The sequence below is a fragment of the Lentilitoribacter sp. EG35 genome (assembly GCF_040784015.1).
Lineage (GTDB): Bacteria > Pseudomonadota > Alphaproteobacteria > Rhizobiales > Rhizobiaceae > Lentilitoribacter.
Map to the genome: position 1 here is coordinate 173,498 of NZ_JBFNGQ010000004.1, position 19,228 is coordinate 192,725.

22 protein-coding genes and 1 tRNA gene are annotated in these 19,228 nt (G+C 43.6%); 11 read left to right on the forward strand and 12 right to left on the reverse strand.

Going from position 1 to position 19,228, the window contains the following annotated elements; all coding sequences use genetic code 11:
- Positions 1–67: 67 nt before the first annotated feature.
- The gene (locus tag AB2J24_RS09405; protein WP_367385288.1) at positions 68–1,003 is read right to left on the reverse strand and encodes a rhodanese-related sulfurtransferase; all 936 of its coding nucleotides are present in this window, start codon (positions 1,001–1,003) and stop codon (positions 68–70) included.
- 127 nt (positions 1,004–1,130) lie between these two features.
- Between AB2J24_RS09405 and AB2J24_RS09410 the strand changes: the two genes are divergently transcribed.
- The 4 genes from AB2J24_RS09410 (at position 1,131) to modC (ending at position 4,373) form a co-directional block, all read left to right on the forward strand.
- Entirely contained in the window at positions 1,131–1,769 is a 639-nt protein-coding gene (locus tag AB2J24_RS09410) for a 2-dehydro-3-deoxy-phosphogluconate aldolase (protein WP_162653125.1), read from the forward strand.
- Positions 1,770–1,836: 67 nt separating this feature from the next.
- Complete coding sequence (gene modA / locus AB2J24_RS09415; RefSeq protein ID WP_367385289.1) at positions 1,837–2,619, forward strand: molybdate ABC transporter substrate-binding protein; 783 nt, start codon at positions 1,837–1,839, stop codon at positions 2,617–2,619.
- Positions 2,612–3,307 carry a molybdate ABC transporter permease subunit gene (gene modB, locus AB2J24_RS09420; RefSeq protein ID WP_367385290.1) on the forward strand — a complete coding sequence of 232 codons (696 nt, stop codon included), beginning with the start codon at positions 2,612–2,614 and terminating at the stop codon, positions 3,305–3,307. The genes modA and modB overlap by 8 nt, the downstream gene beginning before the upstream one ends.
- On the forward strand, positions 3,291–4,373 hold the full coding sequence (modC, locus tag AB2J24_RS09425; protein WP_367385291.1) for a molybdenum ABC transporter ATP-binding protein: 1,083 nt from the start codon (positions 3,291–3,293) through the stop codon (positions 4,371–4,373). The genes modB and modC overlap by 17 nt, the downstream gene beginning before the upstream one ends.
- Before the next feature lie 167 nt (positions 4,374–4,540).
- Here the strand turns inward: modC and AB2J24_RS09430 are convergent, their stop codons facing one another.
- On the reverse strand, positions 4,541–5,707 hold the full coding sequence (locus AB2J24_RS09430; RefSeq protein WP_162653666.1) for a pyridoxal phosphate-dependent aminotransferase: 1,167 nt from the start codon (positions 5,705–5,707) through the stop codon (positions 4,541–4,543).
- A gap of 86 nt (positions 5,708–5,793) precedes the next feature.
- Between AB2J24_RS09430 and AB2J24_RS09435 the strand changes: the two genes are divergently transcribed.
- The gene (locus AB2J24_RS09435) at positions 5,794–6,471 is read left to right on the forward strand and encodes a GNAT family N-acetyltransferase (RefSeq protein ID WP_367385292.1); all 678 of its coding nucleotides are present in this window, start codon (positions 5,794–5,796) and stop codon (positions 6,469–6,471) included.
- A gap of 24 nt (positions 6,472–6,495) precedes the next feature.
- The gene (locus AB2J24_RS09440) at positions 6,496–6,723 is read left to right on the forward strand and encodes a hypothetical protein (RefSeq protein WP_162653120.1); all 228 of its coding nucleotides are present in this window, start codon (positions 6,496–6,498) and stop codon (positions 6,721–6,723) included.
- Between the two features lie 7 nt (positions 6,724–6,730).
- Here the strand turns inward: AB2J24_RS09440 and AB2J24_RS09445 are convergent, their stop codons facing one another.
- From AB2J24_RS09445 to AB2J24_RS09465, 5 genes are all read right to left on the reverse strand, one after another.
- On the reverse strand, positions 6,731–7,732 hold the full coding sequence (locus tag AB2J24_RS09445; RefSeq protein WP_162653119.1) for a nickel/cobalt transporter: 1,002 nt from the start codon (positions 7,730–7,732) through the stop codon (positions 6,731–6,733).
- Complete coding sequence (locus tag AB2J24_RS09450; RefSeq protein WP_367385293.1) at positions 7,726–8,382, reverse strand: DUF1007 family protein; 657 nt, start codon at positions 8,380–8,382, stop codon at positions 7,726–7,728. The genes AB2J24_RS09445 and AB2J24_RS09450 overlap by 7 nt, the downstream gene beginning before the upstream one ends.
- 65 nt (positions 8,383–8,447) lie before the next feature.
- Positions 8,448–9,437 carry a WD40 repeat domain-containing protein gene (locus AB2J24_RS09455; RefSeq protein WP_367385294.1) on the reverse strand — a complete coding sequence of 330 codons (990 nt, stop codon included), beginning with the start codon at positions 9,435–9,437 and terminating at the stop codon, positions 8,448–8,450.
- Entirely contained in the window at positions 9,438–10,508 is a 1,071-nt protein-coding gene (locus tag AB2J24_RS09460; protein WP_367385295.1) for a CobW family GTP-binding protein, read from the reverse strand.
- Positions 10,509–10,586: 78 nt separating this feature from the next.
- Positions 10,587–11,378 carry a creatininase family protein gene (locus AB2J24_RS09465; RefSeq protein WP_367385296.1) on the reverse strand — a complete coding sequence of 264 codons (792 nt, stop codon included), beginning with the start codon at positions 11,376–11,378 and terminating at the stop codon, positions 10,587–10,589.
- On the opposite strand from AB2J24_RS09465, the gene AB2J24_RS09470 reads away from it, so the two are divergent.
- From AB2J24_RS09470 to AB2J24_RS09485, 4 genes are all read left to right on the forward strand, one after another.
- Positions 11,372–11,875 (forward strand): MarR family winged helix-turn-helix transcriptional regulator, encoded by a 504-nt coding sequence (locus tag AB2J24_RS09470; RefSeq protein WP_162653115.1) that lies wholly within the window; start codon positions 11,372–11,374, stop codon positions 11,873–11,875. The genes AB2J24_RS09465 and AB2J24_RS09470 overlap by 7 nt on opposite strands.
- Before the next feature lie 86 nt (positions 11,876–11,961).
- Complete coding sequence (locus AB2J24_RS09475; RefSeq protein ID WP_367385297.1) at positions 11,962–12,987, forward strand: LacI family DNA-binding transcriptional regulator; 1,026 nt, start codon at positions 11,962–11,964, stop codon at positions 12,985–12,987.
- Positions 12,988–13,021: 34 nt separating this feature from the next.
- Positions 13,022–13,987 (forward strand): 2-hydroxyacid dehydrogenase, encoded by a 966-nt coding sequence (locus AB2J24_RS09480; RefSeq protein WP_367385298.1) that lies wholly within the window; start codon positions 13,022–13,024, stop codon positions 13,985–13,987.
- 117 nt (positions 13,988–14,104) lie between these two features.
- Positions 14,105–14,338: an aa3-type cytochrome c oxidase subunit IV gene (locus tag AB2J24_RS09485; RefSeq protein ID WP_162653112.1), complete on the forward strand. Its 234-nt coding sequence runs from the start codon at positions 14,105–14,107 to the stop codon at positions 14,336–14,338.
- 97 nt (positions 14,339–14,435) lie between these two features.
- Here AB2J24_RS09485 and AB2J24_RS09490 read toward each other — a convergent pair whose 3' ends face one another.
- The 5 genes from AB2J24_RS09490 to cpdR all read right to left on the reverse strand — a co-directional run bounded on the left by AB2J24_RS09490 (position 14,436) and on the right by cpdR (position 18,131).
- Entirely contained in the window at positions 14,436–15,305 is an 870-nt protein-coding gene (locus tag AB2J24_RS09490) for a tetratricopeptide repeat protein (protein WP_162653111.1), read from the reverse strand.
- A 119-nt stretch (positions 15,306–15,424) separates the two neighbouring features.
- Entirely contained in the window at positions 15,425–15,649 is a 225-nt protein-coding gene (rpsU, locus tag AB2J24_RS09495) for a 30S ribosomal protein S21 (protein ID WP_162653110.1), read from the reverse strand.
- A 200-nt stretch (positions 15,650–15,849) separates the two neighbouring features.
- On the reverse strand, positions 15,850–17,496 hold the full coding sequence (locus tag AB2J24_RS09500; RefSeq protein ID WP_367385299.1) for an alpha-D-glucose phosphate-specific phosphoglucomutase: 1,647 nt from the start codon (positions 17,494–17,496) through the stop codon (positions 15,850–15,852).
- Positions 17,497–17,595: 99 nt separating this feature from the next.
- Positions 17,596–17,670, reverse strand: a tRNA-Val gene (locus AB2J24_RS09505).
- Positions 17,671–17,765: 95 nt separating this feature from the next.
- A complete protein-coding gene (gene cpdR / locus AB2J24_RS09510) occupies positions 17,766–18,131 on the reverse strand; it encodes a cell cycle two-component system response regulator CpdR (protein WP_162653108.1) in 366 nt (121 codons plus the stop codon).
- 185 nt (positions 18,132–18,316) lie between these two features.
- On the opposite strand from cpdR, the gene AB2J24_RS09515 reads away from it, so the two are divergent.
- Positions 18,317–19,216 (forward strand): N-formylglutamate amidohydrolase, encoded by a 900-nt coding sequence (locus tag AB2J24_RS09515; RefSeq protein WP_367385300.1) that lies wholly within the window; start codon positions 18,317–18,319, stop codon positions 19,214–19,216.
- The last annotated feature ends 12 nt before the right edge of the window (positions 19,217–19,228 follow it).

The following is a 19,228-nucleotide window of genomic DNA, read 5'->3' on the forward strand; positions in this document are numbered from 1 at the left end:
AGGCCATAAAGCCGCCGTTTCGTCAAGTCTAATCGATATTTTTGGGCTATCTCACTCGCCCTGAATATCAGCTGCCGATGTGCTTTTCACCGCGTTTTTTTGCAAGTTCGACTTGTAATTGTCTATCGCGAAAACGGGTGCGGTCTTCATCTGATTTTTTATCAATGCAATGAAGGCAAGATATCCCTTTTTCATAGGACGGTAGTTTCATATCTTCGTCGGAAAGCGGCATACGGCATGCATGGCATTGATCATAATCACCTTGGACGAGGCCATGACCAACGGAGACACGCTCATCAAAAACAAAACAATCGCCTTGCCATTTGCTTGCTTCTTTGGGAACCTCTTCGAGATATTTCAATATACCACCTTCAAGATGATAGACATCATCGAAGCCCTCTTGCTTCATAAAGGCAGTTGATTTTTCGCATCGGATACCACCGGTGCAGAACATCGCAATTTTGGTATCTTTATTGAGCTCTTTTTGTTGTCTTACCCAATCTGGAAATTCACGGAATGTTTTGGTTTTTGGATCAACCGCGCCTTCAAATGTTCCAATGGCTACTTCGTAGTCATTGCGGGTATCAATAACGATCGTGTCAGGATCAGAGATAAGTTCGTTCCATTTTTCAGGTGCCACATAAGTGCCAACAATCTTATTGGGGTCAATGTCTTCGACACCCATGGTAACGATTTCTTTCTTCAACCGCACTTTCATGCGATAAAATGGCTGTTCATCTGTAAAGCTTTCTTTATGTACCAAATCGGCAAAAAGATGGTTGCTTCGGATGAATTTTAACAACGCGTCGATGCCGGCTCTGGAGCCAGAAACAGTGCCATTGATGCCTTCATGGGCTAGCAACAAGGTGCCTTTAATGCCATTGTCATTACAAACGTCGAGCAAGGGCTCCTGAAAATTCTTGAAATCAGGAAACCGAGCGAAATGATAAAGCGCAGCTACCACAATGGGTAGATTTGTGTGTTCAGATTTTTCTTGTGTCATGATGGTTGTGGAAATACCTTGTTATGAAGCGAAGTGCAATTATTGTTTAGCACCTGCGACCATTGAGCTGGACTTTTTGTCATCTCGTCTATAATTGAGGGTATCTAATCGATTTAAAGGAAGACCAATGAACGATAAAACAGAAAATCTACTAAATATCCTGAAACTGCAACCTGTGGTTCCTGTCTTAGTAGTTGATGATGTTGATTCTGCTGTTTCTCTTGCGCGTGCGCTGGTTGCAGGTGGCTTAAAAGCTATTGAAGTGACCTTGAGAACGCCGGCTGGTCTGGATGCAATCAGAGCAGTTGCGGACCAAGTGGAAGGTGCCGTACCAGGTGCTGGAACGGTGCTTGACCCTGCGCAATATAAACAAGCTGTCGATGCAGGATCGCAATTTATCGTCTCGCCGGGTGCCACGCTCGAACTTCTTGACTATGCTAAAAAATCGGATGTTCCATTGTTGCCGGGCGCTGCTACGGCGAGTGAGGTGATGTCGCTTCGTGAAGAGGGTTTTAAGGTTCTAAAATTCTTCCCTGCGGAACAAGCAGGCGGAGCGCCATATTTGAAGTCGCTTTCATCACCAATCCAAGATGTCATATTCTGCCCAACAGGCGGGGTTAATTTGAAAAATGCCAATGACTATTTGTCTTTGCCTAATGTTGTATGTGTTGGTGGTTCTTGGGTTGCTCCTAAAGATCTTGTCGCGAAAGGTGACTGGGATGGAATTACCAAACTGGCGAGCGAGGCTTTTGCTCTCAGTAAGTAACTAAGGTTTTGATTGAATATTCAATTCACCCAGCCTATTGTTTTTGCAACAATAGCTGGGTTTTTTGATGGCGTTTTTTTATCATAAAATGAAATTGGTTTTGCGGGTAAGCATTTGCCTTTTTGTATTGGCATTTCCAGCAAAATCATCCGATAAAATTGTCATCTTTGCTGCGTCTAGTTTAACGGACGTATTGCGAGATATTGCGCAAAAATATAGTGCGACTTCGCCCAATGTAGATGTAAAAATTTCTTATGCATCCTCGGGCGTTTTGGCTCGCCAGATTGAGCAGGGTGCGCCTGCTGATATTTTTATATCAGCAAATCAAGACTGGATGACCTATCTGGTGGATCGGCAAACTATTGATGATAGCAATATTACTCCGCTATTATCTAATGAATTGGTCGTTGTCATGCATAAGGATAACGCACCAAAACCATGGACGGACGTAATTATGTCTGATCGGTTTACTATGGGTGATCCTGCACATGTGCCCGCTGGAATTTACGCAAAGCAAGCCTTAGAACATTCCGGTATTTGGAATGAGGTCAGGAAAAACGCCGTATTTGGTGAGAATGTGCGTGTTTCATTGCGGCTTGTTTCCAAGGGTGATGTTGGCGCGGCTATCATCTATAATTCAGACGCATTGTTGGAAGAAGGGCTTGTCATCGTGCATCGGTTTCGAGCAATGCAGCATGGTGAGATTTTCTATCCAATGGTTGCGTTACGACAAGATAAAGCAGTAACTTCATTTGTAAAATTTTTATCAAGTGTAGAGGCAATAGCAATATTTAGTGCCGCGGGATTTAAGCCTATTATCTCTCATGTCGATGGAAAAACCAATGGTTGATAATGCTTTACTAGACATTGTTCTCCTGTCTTTGCAGGTTGCATTACTTGCTATGATTTTTGCAGTGCCGTTAGCTTTTATCGTCGCCTATATCTTGGCGCGACATCATTTTCGAGGGAAAGCGCTCTTACAGGCTTTCATTATGCTGCCGTTGGTTATGCCGCCAGTTGTAACGGGGTATTTGTTATTGTCTTTATTCGGAAAGAAGGGTGCTATAGGTCAATTGTTGTCCACTGTGGGTGTCGAGCTCGCTTTTCAATGGACGGGTGCCGCTCTTGCCGCTGGGGTGATGGCATTTCCACTATTGGTACGACCGATGCGATTGTCGATTGAGGCAATTGATTCAGGTATGGAAGATGCAGCCAAAACATTGGGTGCAAATTGGCGGACGCGATTTCGAACAATTATTCTGCCTTTATCCTTTCCGGGTGTTATTGCAGGCGCAGTACTGGGTTTTGCGAAAGCACTCGGAGAATTTGGTGCAACGATTACATTTGTTTCAAACATACCTGGTGAAACGCAGACATTGTCACTTGCAATATATTCGTTTTTGCAAAGTCCAACCGGCGATCAAGCAGCATTTATCTTAATCATTATATCCATCTCTATTGCGGTGATGTCAGTTTTGTTCTCTGAGTATTTGGCGATGCGTATTTCGTTGAAGGAACGTGATGATGCTCACCGTTGATATCAAAAAAACGCTTGGGAAATTTGAACTTTCAGCCTCTTTCGAAAGCGCTTATGGCACGACAGCAATTTTTGGTCCTTCTGGTGCCGGAAAGTCATCCATTTTATCGATGATCGCCGGTTTGACGACGCCAGATAGTGGGTATGTTGAACTTGATGACCGCGTTTTATTTGATAGCTGTGGTGGGATAAACCATCCTGCTGAACGGCGGGACATCGGAATGGTTTTTCAGGATGCACGCCTCTTTCCCAATATGAACGTTCATAAAAATCTGACATATGCCGAATGGGCAGGTGGGCGGCGTAGTCGTATTAATTTCGACCATTTAATTTCACTTCTAGGCCTTGAAACATTGCTTACGCGAATGCCATCATATCTTTCTGGTGGTGAAAAACAACGTGTTGCGATTGGTCGTGCATTGCTCTCAGACCCAAAAATACTTCTTCTTGATGAGCCGTTGGCATCGTTGGATATAAAACGCCGACAGAGGTTACTGCCTTTTTTGAAAGCTGTACGTGATGAATTTAACATCCCCATGCTTTTTGTATCGCACGAGCCTGATGACGTTAAGCAACTTGCAGATCATCTGATCCTTGTTGAAGGTGGCAATGTAATTGAAGCGGGTAGCGTTTCAGGTGTTTTTGCAGGTGATAGAATGCAAAACATGCTCGGTGATAGGGATTTGGGTGTGGTTTTGAATGCAAAGATCACAGGTCATGACCAAGAGTATATGCTTTCAGAAGCTATTATTGACGGCGATCTGGAGATGCTGTTTCCAGTTAAGATTAGCTTGGATTCTACAAAAATTGGTAAGCCGGTTAGATTGCATTTGCGTTCGCGAGATATCGCCATTGCTCTTCAAAAGCCAATACAATCCAGCTTGCAGAACTCGATTGCTGTTCGTATTATGGAAATACAGGATGTTGGTGGTGGTCAAGTTAGATTGCAGTGTGATTGTTTCGGACAAGTCGTACTAGCCCAAATAACGAGAAAATCCTGTGAGGAGCTAAACCTGCAAGAAGGGCAGTCTGTTTTTGCTATGATTAAGTCTGTCGCGCTGGCTTAAGGCACTAAAGGTAAGTCAAAACTAACCCGTTTATACTAGGGGAAATAGTTAAGCCTTCGTTAACCTGTAACGGCGATACTTAATCATCATGTTGATTTTCTCCTCCCAGATTTAACATGCTCTTCGGGCGACTTTCATAAGTCGCCCTTCTTTTGTCTTCCCGCCGCTCAACTTAGAAATTTATCAACCCGCTCCATTGCACGTTCTATATTTTCTAAAGAGTTTGCGTATGAAATTCGGATGTAACCTTCTCCGAGAACGCCAAAATCTGGCCCACCTATGAGTGCGACCCCTTCTTTTTCTAGAAGTTCATTTGCAAGTTCCTTGGACTTACGGCCTGTAGCTTTCACATTTGGGAATGCGTAGAAGGCGCCTTTTGGGGTTTTGCAGCTGACATTAGGCAATGCATTTGCAAGCTCAACCACGCGCCCGCGCCGCTTATCAAAAGCTGCGAGCATTTTTTCAACTTCATCTTGCGGTCCATCAATAGCGGCAATGCCGGCAAACTGGCTGGGTGCATTGACACAAGACCAGCAATTAACAGCCAGTTTTCGCACGTTTTCAATAAGCTTATCAGGCCAGATTGACCAACCCATCCGCCAGCCTGTCATTGCCCATGTTTTGGACCAGCCATTTAAGATGATCAAACGATCCCGAATGTCTTCGAATTCGAGAAGAGATGTATGTTTTTCGCCATCATATGTCATGACATCATAAATCTCGTCAGACATGATAGCGACATGCGGGTGCGCCTCTAAACCCTTTACGAGCTTTTCGATCTCCTGACGTGGTGTTACACCGCCCGTTGGGTTGGCGGGAGAATTGATGATGATCAATCGGGTTTGTGGGGTGATCAATGAGAGTGTCTCATCGGCAGAAAAAGCAAATTCATTTTCTTCACGAATAGGAATAGGGATCGGTGTTGCACCCGTATATTCAATCATTGAACGATAGATTGGAAACCCAGGATCAGGGTACATGATTTCGGCGCCGGGTTCACCAAACATGACAATTGCCGCGAACATGGTAGGTTTGCCGCCTGGCATGATCATAACGTTATCGGGAGAGATTTCCTGACCAGTAAGAGATAGCGTTCTACGGCAGACGGCTTCGCGTGTTGCCAGAATTCCATTGGCTGGCGTGTAGCCATGATGGCCGTCCTGAAGCGCCTTTATCGCAGCCTCAACGATATGTTGTGGCGTTTGAAAATCTGGTTGGCCGATCCCCAAATTGATGACATCCATTCCGCTCTGCGCAAGGGCAGTTGCCTTTGCCAAAACTGCAAATGCATTTTCCTCACCAATTCTATCAAAATTCGAAACCGTTTTTAACATCTTGCTTTCCCAACGAATATCTAGCATCACATCATTTGGTTCTTTTAGGCTGAATTTAGTTACGATGACAAATAGGTTTTTATAGAATGAATGATTTATCAAATTGGCAATCATGTCCCAATCCTGAAAATGTGACCCTTAAGGGCGATCATGTTACTGTTGAAACTTGGGATCGGGCTAAACATCAAAGTGAGTTATGGGCTGCTCTTGATATTGAAGATGCGAATAAGCTCATGCATTATTTCCCACAAGCTACATTTGATGGAGAAGAAGATTTTGGCGCCTGGCTGGAGAAAAGTAATTCGTCAGGCGCATTTCAAACGATGGTCTTTCGAAGTCATGAGGCTGGTAAACTCGCTGGTATGGCCAGCTATATGGCAATAGATGCAAAGAATGGTTCAATAGAAGTAGGGGCGGTGGCGCACGGACCTCAAATGTCGCGAAGTAGAATGTCGACTGAGGCACATTACCTCATGGCAAAATATGTGTTTGAGGATTTGGGCTATAGGCGGTACGAATGGAAACTAAATAATGAGAATAAACCGTCCCACCGTGCTGCTTTAAGATTTGGATTTGCGTATGAAGGTTTGTTTCGTCAACATATTGTAGCCAAAGGCCGCAATAGAGATACAGCCTGGTATTCAATGATTGATGGCGAATGGCCCCTTTGTAAAGCTGCATTTGAAGCTTGGTTATCAGACCAGAACTTTGATGCGGCAGGACTGCAAGTCAAGACGTTAGAAGAAATTAGAGATGCACTTTAGAGCTATCAAGAAGGTTTGATATTTATGAGTAAAAAGTCTGAAACAAGAGCTGCGTTTATAGCATCTGGCCTGATCATGGCGGGTGTAGCATCGAGTTATTTTTTCATGCCGCCATTGCTCAATTGGTTGTCTGATATTTCTGTCTGGCTTTCATATACGGTTGCTTGTCTATTTGTGTTGGCATTCTTTGGGGTTTTTTGGTTGCGGAGCCGCTATCAAAAGAAGCGCGACGCCGAAAAGCAAGATGCTTAGTTTGCAATTAACTTAAAGCAGCTGTTAGCAAGATTATTCCCATTGATAAAACTAACAATGCGCCAAATATTTCAATCACCGAGCTAATTTGATGGTTCGAGTGTGTACTGTTTGAGAATTTTAATGCTATGTTTTTTGCACTAACAGCCAGTGTGGCCAAAATTGAAACAGTGATTGCTGTACCAATAGATACGGCGAAAACCGATAGGATTCCGCCCAGATAAAGCCCGTTTAGCAGGGCAAAAGACAGAACAAAAATTGACCCTGAACACGGTCGGATACCAACCGCTATAACCGCAGACCATGCTTGTTTTAAAGAAAAATCACCATCGATAGATTTAGGTTCAGGCATGTGGGAATGCCCGCAATCAGAACAAACGCCTTCCTCATGATGATGGTGGTGCCCCTCATGATGATGATCGTGCTTTTCATGGTGATGTTTGTGACTATCATGATGGTCATGCGTTTTTGGTTTAAAATGGCTCTTTAGTTTTCGCCATAATAACCATGCGCCAAATGCAATGATGAGGACGTAACTGGCAAGCTCAAGCGCGTGCGTTGCGTTGTTCATCGAGATATTGGTGCCTTTAAGTGCAAAGTAAACGCTGCCGACAACAATAAGAGCCATGAACCCTTGCATGAATGCGGCTAAAAACGAGAGAAGGACCCCGCGACGTAACTCAACTTCATTTGCAATCATGTAAGATGAAATGACCGCTTTGCCATGCCCTGGACCAGCTGCATGAAAAATGCCATAGGCAAAAGATAATCCGATGAGCAACCAAAGCTTTGCTGGATCTTCTCGCATACCTTTGAGGGCACTTGTAAGTGCGCGATAAAACTCTTGCTGGTATAGATTTATCTGCGCCAAAATTCCAGATGACTGACTACTTGCCGTTCCGACAGGATCGGCTGCTCCCAAGCCAAGTGATGTTTGTGCCTGAACAGCTAGTGCTGTGCCCAATGATAGAGCAATGAGAATAAATACAAGTCGGAGGGATTTTAGCATGTTAATTGAATACGGGTCGCAAAGAGTTTTGATAGATCATTATTTTCAGCATCCTCGTAGAATGCTTCGGTAAGCGTTGTTTGGTTTTGCGCTATCACTTCATCTGCGTCGGGTCGTATGACTGCCCGTTTACATTTGTCAGCAGATGCGCCTGTTACGATCAAATCCTCATCGTTTATAAACTCCATTGCAGCATAAAGCGTTGGATCATAAACACCCGCGCTTATTTTGCCTTTAAGCTCTAGTGGACGCTTAGGTTGCATGGCAAAAAACAATAATAGTTGACCGTCAACATAGTCAGCATTGAGAACGTTGGGGGCGGACATTGCAAAGTCATAGCCATCGACGGTGACGTTTGTGTAATAATCAAATTCGGCGAGAGATTGTCGAACAATTTCTCCGATTTTACGGAGTTCATTTTCATCAAGTTCAAGATTTTGATCTTCGTCAAAATCAAGCACAACGCTTGCGGAGAAAAATTCGTCAAAACGCCAGACATGCCGTAACTCTACAACCATGCCATTTTCAGATGTTTCTATTTCAAGTCGAGATTCAGCAAAGACGTGTGGGTGCGCAATTGCTGTATGGATTGGAGACAAAATGCCTGCAAAAAAACAAAGGCCTAACATTGAGCGTTTTAGATATGACATGAAATCCAACCTCGTGAAACTTATATATAACTTCAAATTAAGACAGAATTCTGGCGGGAAACTGTTTATCCGGCAATATCTACAACGCCACACTCACCTTTTTCTGAACCAAAGGCAAGTAAGCGGCCATCTGATTGCCAGCCCATTGATGAAATTGCAGAGTTGCCGCCGCGCCGCAAGACGGCTTCTTTGCTATCTTCAAACCGTGACGCTAAAATCATACCGTCGGCGAAGCCTATTGCCACGACGTCCTCTTGCGGATGACAGGCAACACATGTGACCATAGTATCGCCTCTTGTTGCGAGTTCCATAGGGGCTTTTCCCATTGGGCCATCTTTGCCTGAGAATGGCCATGCAATGGCAGAATGCGCTCCTGATGTTACAAGCCACTTACCTTTAACCGACCAAGACCATGATTTGATTTTCGCGGGGTAACCGGTCATTTTCATATGGCGATCTTCATCGCTGTTTTTGCCATCCAACTTCCAGCCGTGTAGCGCATTTTCCTGCATGGTTGTGACAAGAAATTTGCCCGCCGGTGAAAACATCACATCCAGATGAGCACCATCCCAGTGAAGATTAGTTGATTCGGTTTTATTGTTGACCCAATTGAGTGAAACACCGTTATATCTTGCGAAAGCAATACGCATTCCTTTGGGAGCAAAGGCCATGCCTTCGACGCTACGTTCTTCATTAAACTCACGCAAAGTTCCATCTTTTAAGAGCACATAGGCCGTACGACCTGTGGCAAAACCAATTGCATCCTGAGGGCCACTAGCTAGCGTTGAAATCCATTTGGAACCAATAGACGCGAGTTCGGTGCTTTCGCCTGATTTAGTTAGGCTACAAACCCTGCCATCTTCACCGGATGTTAGAAGCTTCTTTCCATCTTGTGACAATGTCGCGGCAAGCAAGCCATCATGTTGTTCATGATGATGATGGCCGTGGTCGAGGCGATGAACTTCTCCCGATGCAACTGCAAAAAGCGGAACATCTTCGCAAAAACCGGCGAAGACACAATGTTCATCTAAATCCAGAGGTGCAACTGTTGGCATTTATGCCTCGCATGCCTTGAATGTGCGCTCAAGCCGTTCTGCATCCAGATCGCGACCAATGAAAACAATACGGCTTTCACGTTTTTCGCCGTCTTTCCAAGCCCGATTATGATCGCCTTCGATAATCATATGAATGCCTTGGACAACGTAGCGGTCATCGTCACCCTCAAATGAGATTATGCCCTTAAGGCGTAATATATTTGGACCATCCATCTGTGTCGTCTTTTGGATCCAAGGGAAAAATTTATCTGGATTAAGGTTTCCGGCTCTCATGGAAATCGATTTTACAGACGTGTCGTGCGTATCATCGGATAGTTTATGGTGGTCATGATCACAATCTGGTCCGCAATCATGGTCATGGTGGTCGCAGGCCGGCCCACATTCGTGATCGGGGTGATTATGATCGTCTGTGTGATCTAAAAAATGTGGATCGTTATCGAGTGCTCGCGATAGGTCAAAGGCACCGCGATTTAGAACTTTGCTCAAATCGATATTCGAGCGTTCTGTTTTATGAATGTGAGCAGAGGGGTTTATTTTTCTAACAGTTGCTTCGATACTGGCTAGTTCATCAGGCGATACAAGGTCGGATTTGTTGACGAGCACGACATCGGCAAAAGCGATTTGATCCTCAGCTTCTGGGGAATCTTTTAATCGTAGCGGTAAGTGTTTGGCGTCTACGAGTGCTACAACGGCATCAAGTTTTGTCTTTGCACGAACGTCATCATCCATGAAGAATGTTTGCGCGACGGGGGCAGGGTCAGCAAGGCCTGTGGTTTCGATAATAATTGCGTCGAAGCGGCCAGATCTGCGTGTAAGGCCTTGTACCACACGGATGAGATCTCCTCGCACCGTACAGCAAACGCAGCCATTATTCATTTCATAGATTTCTTCATCGGATTCGACGATCAGATCGTTGTCGATACCGATTTCGCCGAACTCATTTACAATCACTGCATAGCGCTTGCCATGTTCTTCCGTCAGAATACGATTGAGAAGAGTAGTTTTTCCTGCACCCAAATACCCGGTGAGAACTGTAACTGGAATTGCGGAGTTTTCTGCTTCAGAAGTCATGCCTGTCTATCCATTATTTCTTGCTTAGCCGCATATAGGTGTTTTTGTCTGAGGATACTATGTTTAACGAGAAGTATTTCACCGAAATTGTGCCAAGTCGAATTGCGATATGTCTGTAACTAGGTCTTTAAGGCCTGATATTGTATGTTCCAATATCAGATTGCCCTTTTCAGCCGTTGCAGAACTTGCATTTCCTACGACACCCTGATCATTTAAGTCACTCATTTTCCAACCAAACGCATGCGGCCCATATGCTCGCAAGAATTTATAATTATCAATATAAACAGATTGTTTGGATGGGAAATTTTCAGTATATTTCATATTCACCAGATCAGAATTGATTGATAGCATTATAGATGTTTCAATATCACCCGCATGTATATCGATGGATTTATCCATTTTGTCTGCGAGTTCATCTGGCAATCCAAATCGGGTCCAATGGGTAACAACCACCAACATATTCCATTTCACACGAGCTTCTGTTGCAACAATGGTTAAGAGGGGGGAGTTCCCACCATGCGCGTTTAGCAGAAGTATTTTGCGGTGGCCAAGATCATATTGTTGTTTAATAATTCCAAGCCAGCGTTCGATGGCCTTCTGATAGGAGAAAGATTTAGTCTTTCCAAAATCAAGGTGCTCAATAGAATAGCCTATCTGTTCAGTTGGTAATAACTTAATTTTAAGCTTATCAACGACATCACCTAGCCTTCTGGCAAGTTCTGTTGCTATGATCGCATCGGTATCACTGGGTAGGTGCGCTCCGTGTTGTTCATATGCGCCAAATGGTATGATGACAATAGTTTCGTGATCAGTGGTTTTCATCTGGATGTCGTGCCACGTTTTTATTAGATTAATCAAGTATCGTGTCACCTGGATATTTGCTAAGGGAGCAAAAGTTGGCCTCAAAGGTAAAGAAACAAGGGAAAAAGTCTAAAAAGACCGCTTTAAATCATGCATTAGTTGAGGCGGTATTTGTTTTATCTCGTCAAATGAGATCGTCGTTTTCTGCAAGATTAAAAGCTCTCGATTTATATAGTGGGCAAGAACGGATTATTCTTCTGTTAGCTAAAGCTGATGGAAAAACACCTAGTGATATTGCCGAGAGTTTAGGTGTATCTGCACCAACGATCGCAAAATCTATAAATAGATTATCTGCTCGTGGTTTTGTTGTCCGCAAACAAGATGTTATTGATCGGCGAAGAGCTAATGTTTATTTAACGGAGTTGGGTGTTTCACTCGTTTCCAATATTCGAAATGAGCAGAAAAAGTGGCGTAAGGAACTTTTAAAAAGCCTTTCAAAACCAGAAAAACAAGTCATGCTTGAGAACCTTCAAACCATTCTTTCGAAAACTGAAAAAAATGATTGAATACAATAGGTTTGCAAATTTCAGTTAAATAATTTAGGAACTGTTTAAAATAATTAAAATTGGGTGGCGTAACTGGGAGTGGGCACTTGGCGCAAAAGATAAAATTATCAACTATTGCAGATAAGCTTAATGTCTCGACCGCTACGGTCTCGCTTGCATTGCGGGATAGTGAGCTTGTAGCAGAGGAAACCCGAATTAGAATTAAAGATGCCGCTCGAGAGATGGGTTACATTTATAACCGCCGAGCGGCGAGTTTAAGAACGTCTAAATCAGGCATTGTTGGCGTTGTTGTTCACGACATAATGAATCCGTTTTATGCGGAGATTTTAAAAGCGATTGAGAGTGAGCTAGATAGAAGCCGTCAGACGTTTATCCTTTCCAATCATTACGATTCTGTTGAAAAGCAGCGAGACTTTCTGGAGACACTTCTCCAACTTGGTGCTGATGGCGTAATTATGTCGCCTGCGATTGATACGCCACCACGAGATATTCAATTGGCCGCAGACAACGGTATGCCCGCTATTTTGATCGCTCGATCAATTCCAGAAGTTGAATTGCCTACTTTCCGTGGTGATGATGCGTATGGCATTGCACTTGCCACAAATCATTTGATTGGATTGGGGCACCGATCAATTGCGATGGTTGGTGGTGCAGATAATACATCAACAGGTCGTGATAGATATCAGGGCTATGTGGATGCACTTGAAAAAGCAGGCCTTAAAGTTGATCCGTCTTTGCGCATCCCCGGGCCAAGAACAAAACAGGAGGGGTTTGAAGCTGCTGTTACATTCTTGTCAATGTCTCAGAAACCAACAGCTGCCGTTTGCTGGAATGATCTTGTCGCAATTGGATTGATGAATGGTATTTATCGCGCTGGTCTTACACCGGGCAAGGACATTTCTGTAACTGGTTATGATGATCTGGTCGAAGCCGCCATTTCTATGCCGGCTTTGACGACTGTCTGGAATGGCCAATCTATGGTTGGGCGGCGTGCTGCACGTGCCTTGCTCGATCGTTTAAATGGTTCTGAGGAAAATGTAAGCGGCCTTCAGCTTATTAAACCGGAAATGCGGATTAGACAATCCACTGCGCCAATGGTTGAGCGGAAGTAGGCCGTAATTTATAGTAACCTAGTGGAGGGGTTTTGTGTCAAAGCGGACCATACTTATTCCGGGTAATATTCATCAACGTATTCTTGCTCGGCTAACCGATATTTTTACGGTTATTCGAATTTCAACTGCAGATATTGCGCTTTTGAATGATCAGCTGGTCAATGAAATATCAGGAATTGCATCGATGGGTGTCATTCCAAATTCTCTTATTGCACGTCTGCCAAATCTTGAAATTATAGCACACTTTGGCGTAGGGTATGATGTTATCGACGCCAATTATGCTGCGAGGCAGGGGGTAATCGTGTCGAATACACCTGATGTTTTAAGCGAAGAGGTCGCCGATACTACAGTTGGCTTACTCTTGAATACGTTGAGGGAATTACCGCAGGCTGAAAATTATCTAAGACAAGGTAGGTGGGCTAAAGAAGGTAATTACCCGCTTACGAAGCTGACCTTGCGAGGACGAAAAATTGGTATTTACGGCCTAGGTCGCATTGGTTTGGAAATTGCAAAGCGACTTGAGGCCTTTGGAGTTTGTATTGAGTATCATACTCGTTCTAAGAAAGTGGATGTTTCCTATGGATACCGTTCAAGCCTTCTAGAACTTGCTCAACAGAATGATACGCTTATTGCAATTGTTCCAAGTAATGCTGCTACGGATCATTCGGTTACGTCTGAAGTTTTATCTGCTCTAGGTTCGCAAGGTGTTTTCATCAATGTCGGGCGTGGAACGGTTATAGATGAAAATGTGCTTATCCATGCATTAGAAAACGGTGTTATCGCTGGTGCCGGGCTTGATGTATTTGAGGTCGAGCCATCAACTCCGACGCGATTGTTTGATTTTCCAAATGTGTCTTTGCTGCCTCATGTGGCGTCGGCGTCGATACACACACGAGATTTAATGGCCGACCTTGTCGTTGATAACTTAATTAATTGGTTTGATGGTAAGCCAGCGCTCACGCCTGTTATTGAGACAATCAACCTTCAGCGTTCAATTTAATTACAATGTTTTGCGGCAAATTCGATTGAATTTCCACGAAAACTCAACATGTCGCATTGCGTGTTTTGAAGTGATTGTGTATGCGAGGTGTAAATATCTGCGAAATGGAGAATGATTATGGCAAAGCAAAAGTCAGGTCCGGTCGAATTGGGCGGCGAGATGGATTACTCCGAACACGATAAAACTTATGGTGTTTTTATCACTGGCACGAAATATGGCACGCTTGCTTGCGTTGCGCTTCTGATTGGAATGGCAGTTGGGTTTTATACATCCGGTGGTTTCTTAGCTGGTCTAGCAACTTTTATTGTAAGCATGTTTGTAGGCCGGATTATTATGAATAAAATCATTTGATGATTTTGTATCTCTGAATACTAAAAGCCCGCCTACATGGCGGGTTTTTTATTACCGGCTTTTATCTAGATGTTGGATAATTATAAGCTGAGTAAGCTTAGCGTTTGAAAACGCGGGCTAAACCACTTTTTGCAGGTTGATATTTCGGGTCGAGCGAAATGGCCTTCTGGTATGATCTCTTCGCTTTTTGTTTCTCACCGCGCTGCTCGTAAACAAACGCCTGATTGGACCATGATTCGGCAACGGTTTTATCCAAATTAATTGCTGTATTGAAATCTTCCAGTGCCTCATCCGTATTGCCGCGTGCAAGTTGAGAAAGTCCACGACCATTAAATGGTTCTGGAGATTTTGGCGAGATGGAAATGGCCTGAGCAAAATCTGAGATAGCTTCTAAATGTTGGCCTCTAAGTTGATGGATAAGACCTCGGTTATGGTAGGCACGAGGATCTACTGTATTGAGAGAAATTGCGCGATTGAAATCAGTTAAAGCCTCTTCATTGCGCCCTGCCTGCCTGTAAAGATTTCCCCTGCCAATATAGGCCGTATCATATTGCGAATTGATCTGAATCGCTCGATTGTAATCTGCAACAGCTTGTTGCGGTTGATTCAAATTACGATAAATCAGCGCTCTGTTTGCGTAGGCCTGATAAAAATTCGGGTTGAGGGAAATTGCTTGATTAAAATCAGCAAGAGCATCCTTAAATCTTCCAGCTTTACCAAAGGCAGAACCTCGTACATTAAATCCTTCTGGATTTCTGGGATTTGAGGCAATAACACTTGAAAGCGATGAAATGTTTTCTTCGGACGCCTGATTACGGTCAATGCGGATTACATCAGTACTTGTAACTGTAGATGTCGTTTCACACCCAGCCAACGCAAGTGCGGATAAAAGTGCGCTGCCAAAAAGTACTTTGCGAAACTTGAAGTTATTAGTTGAGCTAAGTTCGCATTGTTTAAATTCAACCATGTTTTAGCAACCCTGATTTGTGCTTGTGCTCTACATTAAGCCAAAATAAAAGCGGTGACGATTTGCATCGCCCCCGCTCAATTACATACATCTTGAAAACGACCAAAAAACGGCAGCTATTAGCGACCTGAACGTCCGCCGATCAAGCCTTCGCGCTGCGCACGTTTGCGAGCAAGTTTACGAACGCGACGAACAGCTTCGGCTTTTTCACGGGCACGTTTTTGAGAAGGCTTCTCATAAAAATCACGCATTTTCATTTCGCGAAAAATACCTTCGCGTTGCATTTTCTTTTTTAGCGCTCTTAGCGCTTGATCGACATTGTTGTCACGGACAAGTACTTGCACGTTATTTCCTTAAATGTTTAGGTTATATAGCCGCTTTAAAACAGCAAATAAAATTCTGTTCGCTCAACCTACGGCATCACGATTAACGCAGCGATAACAGGTTTAAAAAGATAAGTCTAGTCTCAAACGTGTTCTGAGGTCGGAAATTGCCCTGAATTTTGTGCATATAGATAGGTTGCATCAAGAATATGTTAATATGCTTAAGTGATGACAGTGGGAGTGTCTCGACCTGTTCGTTTTGTAATTTCAGCAAGCGACTGAGCTGCAAAGATCAGGTGAGATAAGGCCTCCTGTGGGTCGAAATTTTGATTCTGCGGATCAGGTTCAAATGTTTCCATGTAAACACGCAATGTTGCGCCACTTGTGCCTGTGCCAGAAAGACGTAAAACCAATCGAGCCCCACCTTCAAAGAATACCCTTATGCCTTGGTTTGCGCTTTTGCAGTGATCAATTGGATCGCAATATGAAAAATCATCTGCATTTTCTATGGTGAGCGCACCGATTATTTTGCCGGTTATCGTACTTAGCTTTGCACGTAGGTCCGACATTAACTTATCTGCAATACTTGCATCAATGCCTTCGTAATCGTGGCGGGAATAGTAGGTGCGTCCAAAAGTATTCCAATGGTCATGGACAATGTCTTCAATGCTTTGTTGGCGACTGGCCAAAATGTTTAACCAAAGTAGAACAGCCCATAGGCCATCCTTCTCGCGGATGTGATCAGAGCCCGTTCCAGCGCTTTCTTCGCCACAAATAGTTACTCTTCCATCGTCAAGCAAATTACCAAAAAATTTCCAACCTGTCGGTGTTTCGTGTAATTCAATGCCCAGTTTTTCCGCAACGCGGTCAGAGGCCATACTCGTCGGCATTGAACGGGCGATGCCAGCAATGCCCTCTTTATATGCAGGTGCATGGTGTGCATTTGCTGCCAACATGGCTAGCGAGTCGGATGGTGTTATATATATGCCTTTACCGATGATGAGGTTTCGATCGCCATCACCGTCAGATGCGGCGCCAAAGTCAGGAGCATCATCACCCATCATCAAGTCATAGAGCTTCTTGGCATGAACCAGGTTTGGGTCAGGGTGATGTCCGCCAAAATCTGGCAGTGGTGTGCCGTTCATAACGGTGCCTTTAGTCGCTCCTAATCGGTTTTCAAATATTTCTAATGCATATGGTCCCGTAACGGCGCTCATAGCGTCAAATGCAAACCGGAAACCTGATCGGAACATTGCCGTGATCTTTGGAAAATCGAATAGAGTTTCCATAAGTTCAGCGTAATCGTTAACCGAATCAATGATCTCAATCTGCATAAGTCCGATCGATTTTTTCCCGATCAAGCTGAGATCGATGTCTTCGCTTTTTAGTATCTTGTATTCTTGAATGTTCTGGGACAGTTCAAAAACTTTATTGGTGATTTGTTCTGGGGCCGGGCCACCATTGCTAACATTATATTTTATTCCAAAATCTTCATTTGGTCCGCCAGGGTTGTGGCTGGCAGATAATATTAGACCACCAAACGCGCCATATTTGCGAATGATGTGAGACGCCGCTGGTGTTGATAAGATACCATTTTGACCAATAATGACCTTTCCAAATCCATTTGCTGCAGCCATTTTGATAGCAATTTGAATGACTTCCTTATTGTAGAACCGCCCATCGCCCCCAATAACAAGAGATTCTCCTTCAAAATTTTCCAACCCATCAAAGATCGCCTGAATAAAATTCTCAGTGTAGTTCTTCTGCTGGAAAACCGAGACTTTTTTGCGTAGACCAGATGTGCCTGGTTTTTGATCCGTAAATGGAGACGTTTTTACTATGGTGAAGTTTTCTTTTTCAAAAAGCATATAAACTCCCAAGTTCTATTTCTGTGCGGACAGAATATCACCCTCATATTTTCATTCTATGAAAGTTTTTTCTTCGAAAAATATAATTGGAGAAGAGGATGGTGGGCATAACAAGGATTGAACTTGTGACCTCCTCGATGTCAACGAGGCGCTCTCCCGCTGAGCTATACGCCCATCCGATGGCCGCTTACAACACATAAAGACCGCGTGCGTCAATACCAATCGCACTGATTTTTAAAATGAAGTGGTTATTGCAGCCTGGCGGTAGCTTAAGCCGCCTGAAGCATCTTCTCAACTTCATTCACAAGGTCTTTTAGATGGAATGGTTTTGATAGAACCTTTGCATCTTTAGGTGCTTGCGAATCAGGATTAAGCGCAACCGCTGCAAAGCCTGTGATAAACATAACTTTCAAATCAGGGTCGAGTTCTGTCGCTTTGCGTGCAAGTTCAATACCATCCATCTCTGGCATCACGATATCTGTTAAAAGAAGTGAAAATGGTTCTTCTCGAAGACGGTCATAGGCACTGGCTCCATTATCGTATGAACGTACTTCATACCCGGCTTTTTCCAGCGCTTTGACCAGAAAGCGGCGCATGTCATTATCATCTTCTGCTAAAAGGATTTTCGAATTCATATTTGTCCCAACTCTAAACTCAGTAAGATATTTAGCCCTAAATTAGGATATATTTATACAGATCGCCAGTAAATAAGCAGTGAATGCAATTAAATTTACACTATGGAATCATTCAATTATCTAGACAGACCCACAACAAACTGGCAACATGGTTGCCTAATAGTTAATGTTTTCGAGGGTGCGGTTTGGTAAAGCAAAAAGACTTTGCTGATTATTTTGGTGTTGAACCATATGAGGTCATTGCACCTTCTGAGCAAACACGTCCTTTTGTATTTAATTCTCCCCATTCAGGTCGTATTTATCCCGAAGGTTTTTTGGCAAGTTCGAGACTGGATTCACTTTCGATTCGTGCTTCTGAAGACTATTATGTTGATCAATTCTTTGACAAAGTTGCCCAATTTGGGGTTCCGTTTCTAAAGGCTAATTTTCCTAGAGCCTGGCTTGATGTTAATAGAGAGCCTTATGAATTAGATCCAAAAATGTTTGATGCTGAACTCCCATCTTATATAAACAGGAATTCTATTCGGGTCGCCGGGGGGCTGGGAACGATTCCCAAAATTGTTGCCGAGAAAAAAGACATCTATCATCACAAGTTACCTCTATGTGAAAGCCTGGATCGTATTGAGCATTTATATCGTCCTTATCACGAAACATTACGCAAATTGATTGCGCGCACCCATGCAAAGTTTGGATATTCCTTTTTAGTAGATTGTCATTCTATGCCGTCGAATGTTGGTCAAGGGAACTCAGCTCCACGACCTGATTTTATTATTGGAGATCGATATGGAGCAAGCGCTGATAAGTGTTTGATGCAAATTGCGCTGCTTTTGCTGAATAATATGGGATATCATGCTGTAAGTAATAAACCCTATGCTGGCGGTTTTATTACCGAACATTATGGACGCCCGCGAAAAAATTTGCATGCTTTGCAGATAGAAATAAATCGGGGGCTCTATATTGATGAGCAAACATTGGAGCTTAAACCCTCTTTTGCTGGATTGCAGAGCGACTTGCAGCGGTTCTCAACCCAATTTATGCACTATGTTGAGCATGAATTTTCTAATATTCAGGCTGCGGCTGAGTAAGTTAGCCTTTAA

Excerpts from the sequence above, each read along its gene's own strand:
- AB2J24_RS09445 (WP_162653119.1), bottom strand. The coding sequence starts at position 7,732 with ATGCTAAAATCCCTCCGACTTGTATTTATTCTCATTGCTCTATCATTG.
- cpdR (WP_162653108.1), bottom strand. The coding sequence starts at position 18,131 with ATGAATTCGAAAATCCTTTTAGCAGAAGATGATAATGACATGCGCCGC.
- AB2J24_RS09410 (WP_162653125.1), top strand. The coding sequence starts at position 1,131 with ATGAACGATAAAACAGAAAATCTACTAAATATCCTGAAACTGCAACCT.
- AB2J24_RS09435 (WP_367385292.1), top strand. The coding sequence starts at position 5,794 with ATGAATGATTTATCAAATTGGCAATCATGTCCCAATCCTGAAAATGTG.
- modC (WP_367385291.1), top strand. The coding sequence starts at position 3,291 with ATGATGCTCACCGTTGATATCAAAAAAACGCTTGGGAAATTTGAACTT.
- AB2J24_RS09485 (WP_162653112.1), top strand. The coding sequence starts at position 14,105 with ATGGCAAAGCAAAAGTCAGGTCCGGTCGAATTGGGCGGCGAGATGGAT.
- AB2J24_RS09440 (WP_162653120.1), top strand. The coding sequence starts at position 6,496 with ATGAGTAAAAAGTCTGAAACAAGAGCTGCGTTTATAGCATCTGGCCTG.
- AB2J24_RS09490 (WP_162653111.1), bottom strand. The coding sequence starts at position 15,305 with ATGGTTGAATTTAAACAATGCGAACTTAGCTCAACTAATAACTTCAAG.
- AB2J24_RS09430 (WP_162653666.1), bottom strand. The coding sequence starts at position 5,707 with ATGTTAAAAACGGTTTCGAATTTTGATAGAATTGGTGAGGAAAATGCA.
- AB2J24_RS09460 (WP_367385295.1), bottom strand. The coding sequence starts at position 10,508 with ATGACTTCTGAAGCAGAAAACTCCGCAATTCCAGTTACAGTTCTCACC.
- AB2J24_RS09455 (WP_367385294.1), bottom strand. The coding sequence starts at position 9,437 with ATGCCAACAGTTGCACCTCTGGATTTAGATGAACATTGTGTCTTCGCC.
- modB (WP_367385290.1), top strand. The coding sequence starts at position 2,612 with ATGGTTGATAATGCTTTACTAGACATTGTTCTCCTGTCTTTGCAGGTT.
- AB2J24_RS09405 (WP_367385288.1), bottom strand. The coding sequence starts at position 1,003 with ATGACACAAGAAAAATCTGAACACACAAATCTACCCATTGTGGTAGCT.
- modA (WP_367385289.1), top strand. The coding sequence starts at position 1,837 with ATGGCGTTTTTTTATCATAAAATGAAATTGGTTTTGCGGGTAAGCATT.
- AB2J24_RS09500 (WP_367385299.1), bottom strand. The coding sequence starts at position 17,496 with ATGCTTTTTGAAAAAGAAAACTTCACCATAGTAAAAACGTCTCCATTT.
- AB2J24_RS09450 (WP_367385293.1), bottom strand. The coding sequence starts at position 8,382 with ATGTCATATCTAAAACGCTCAATGTTAGGCCTTTGTTTTTTTGCAGGC.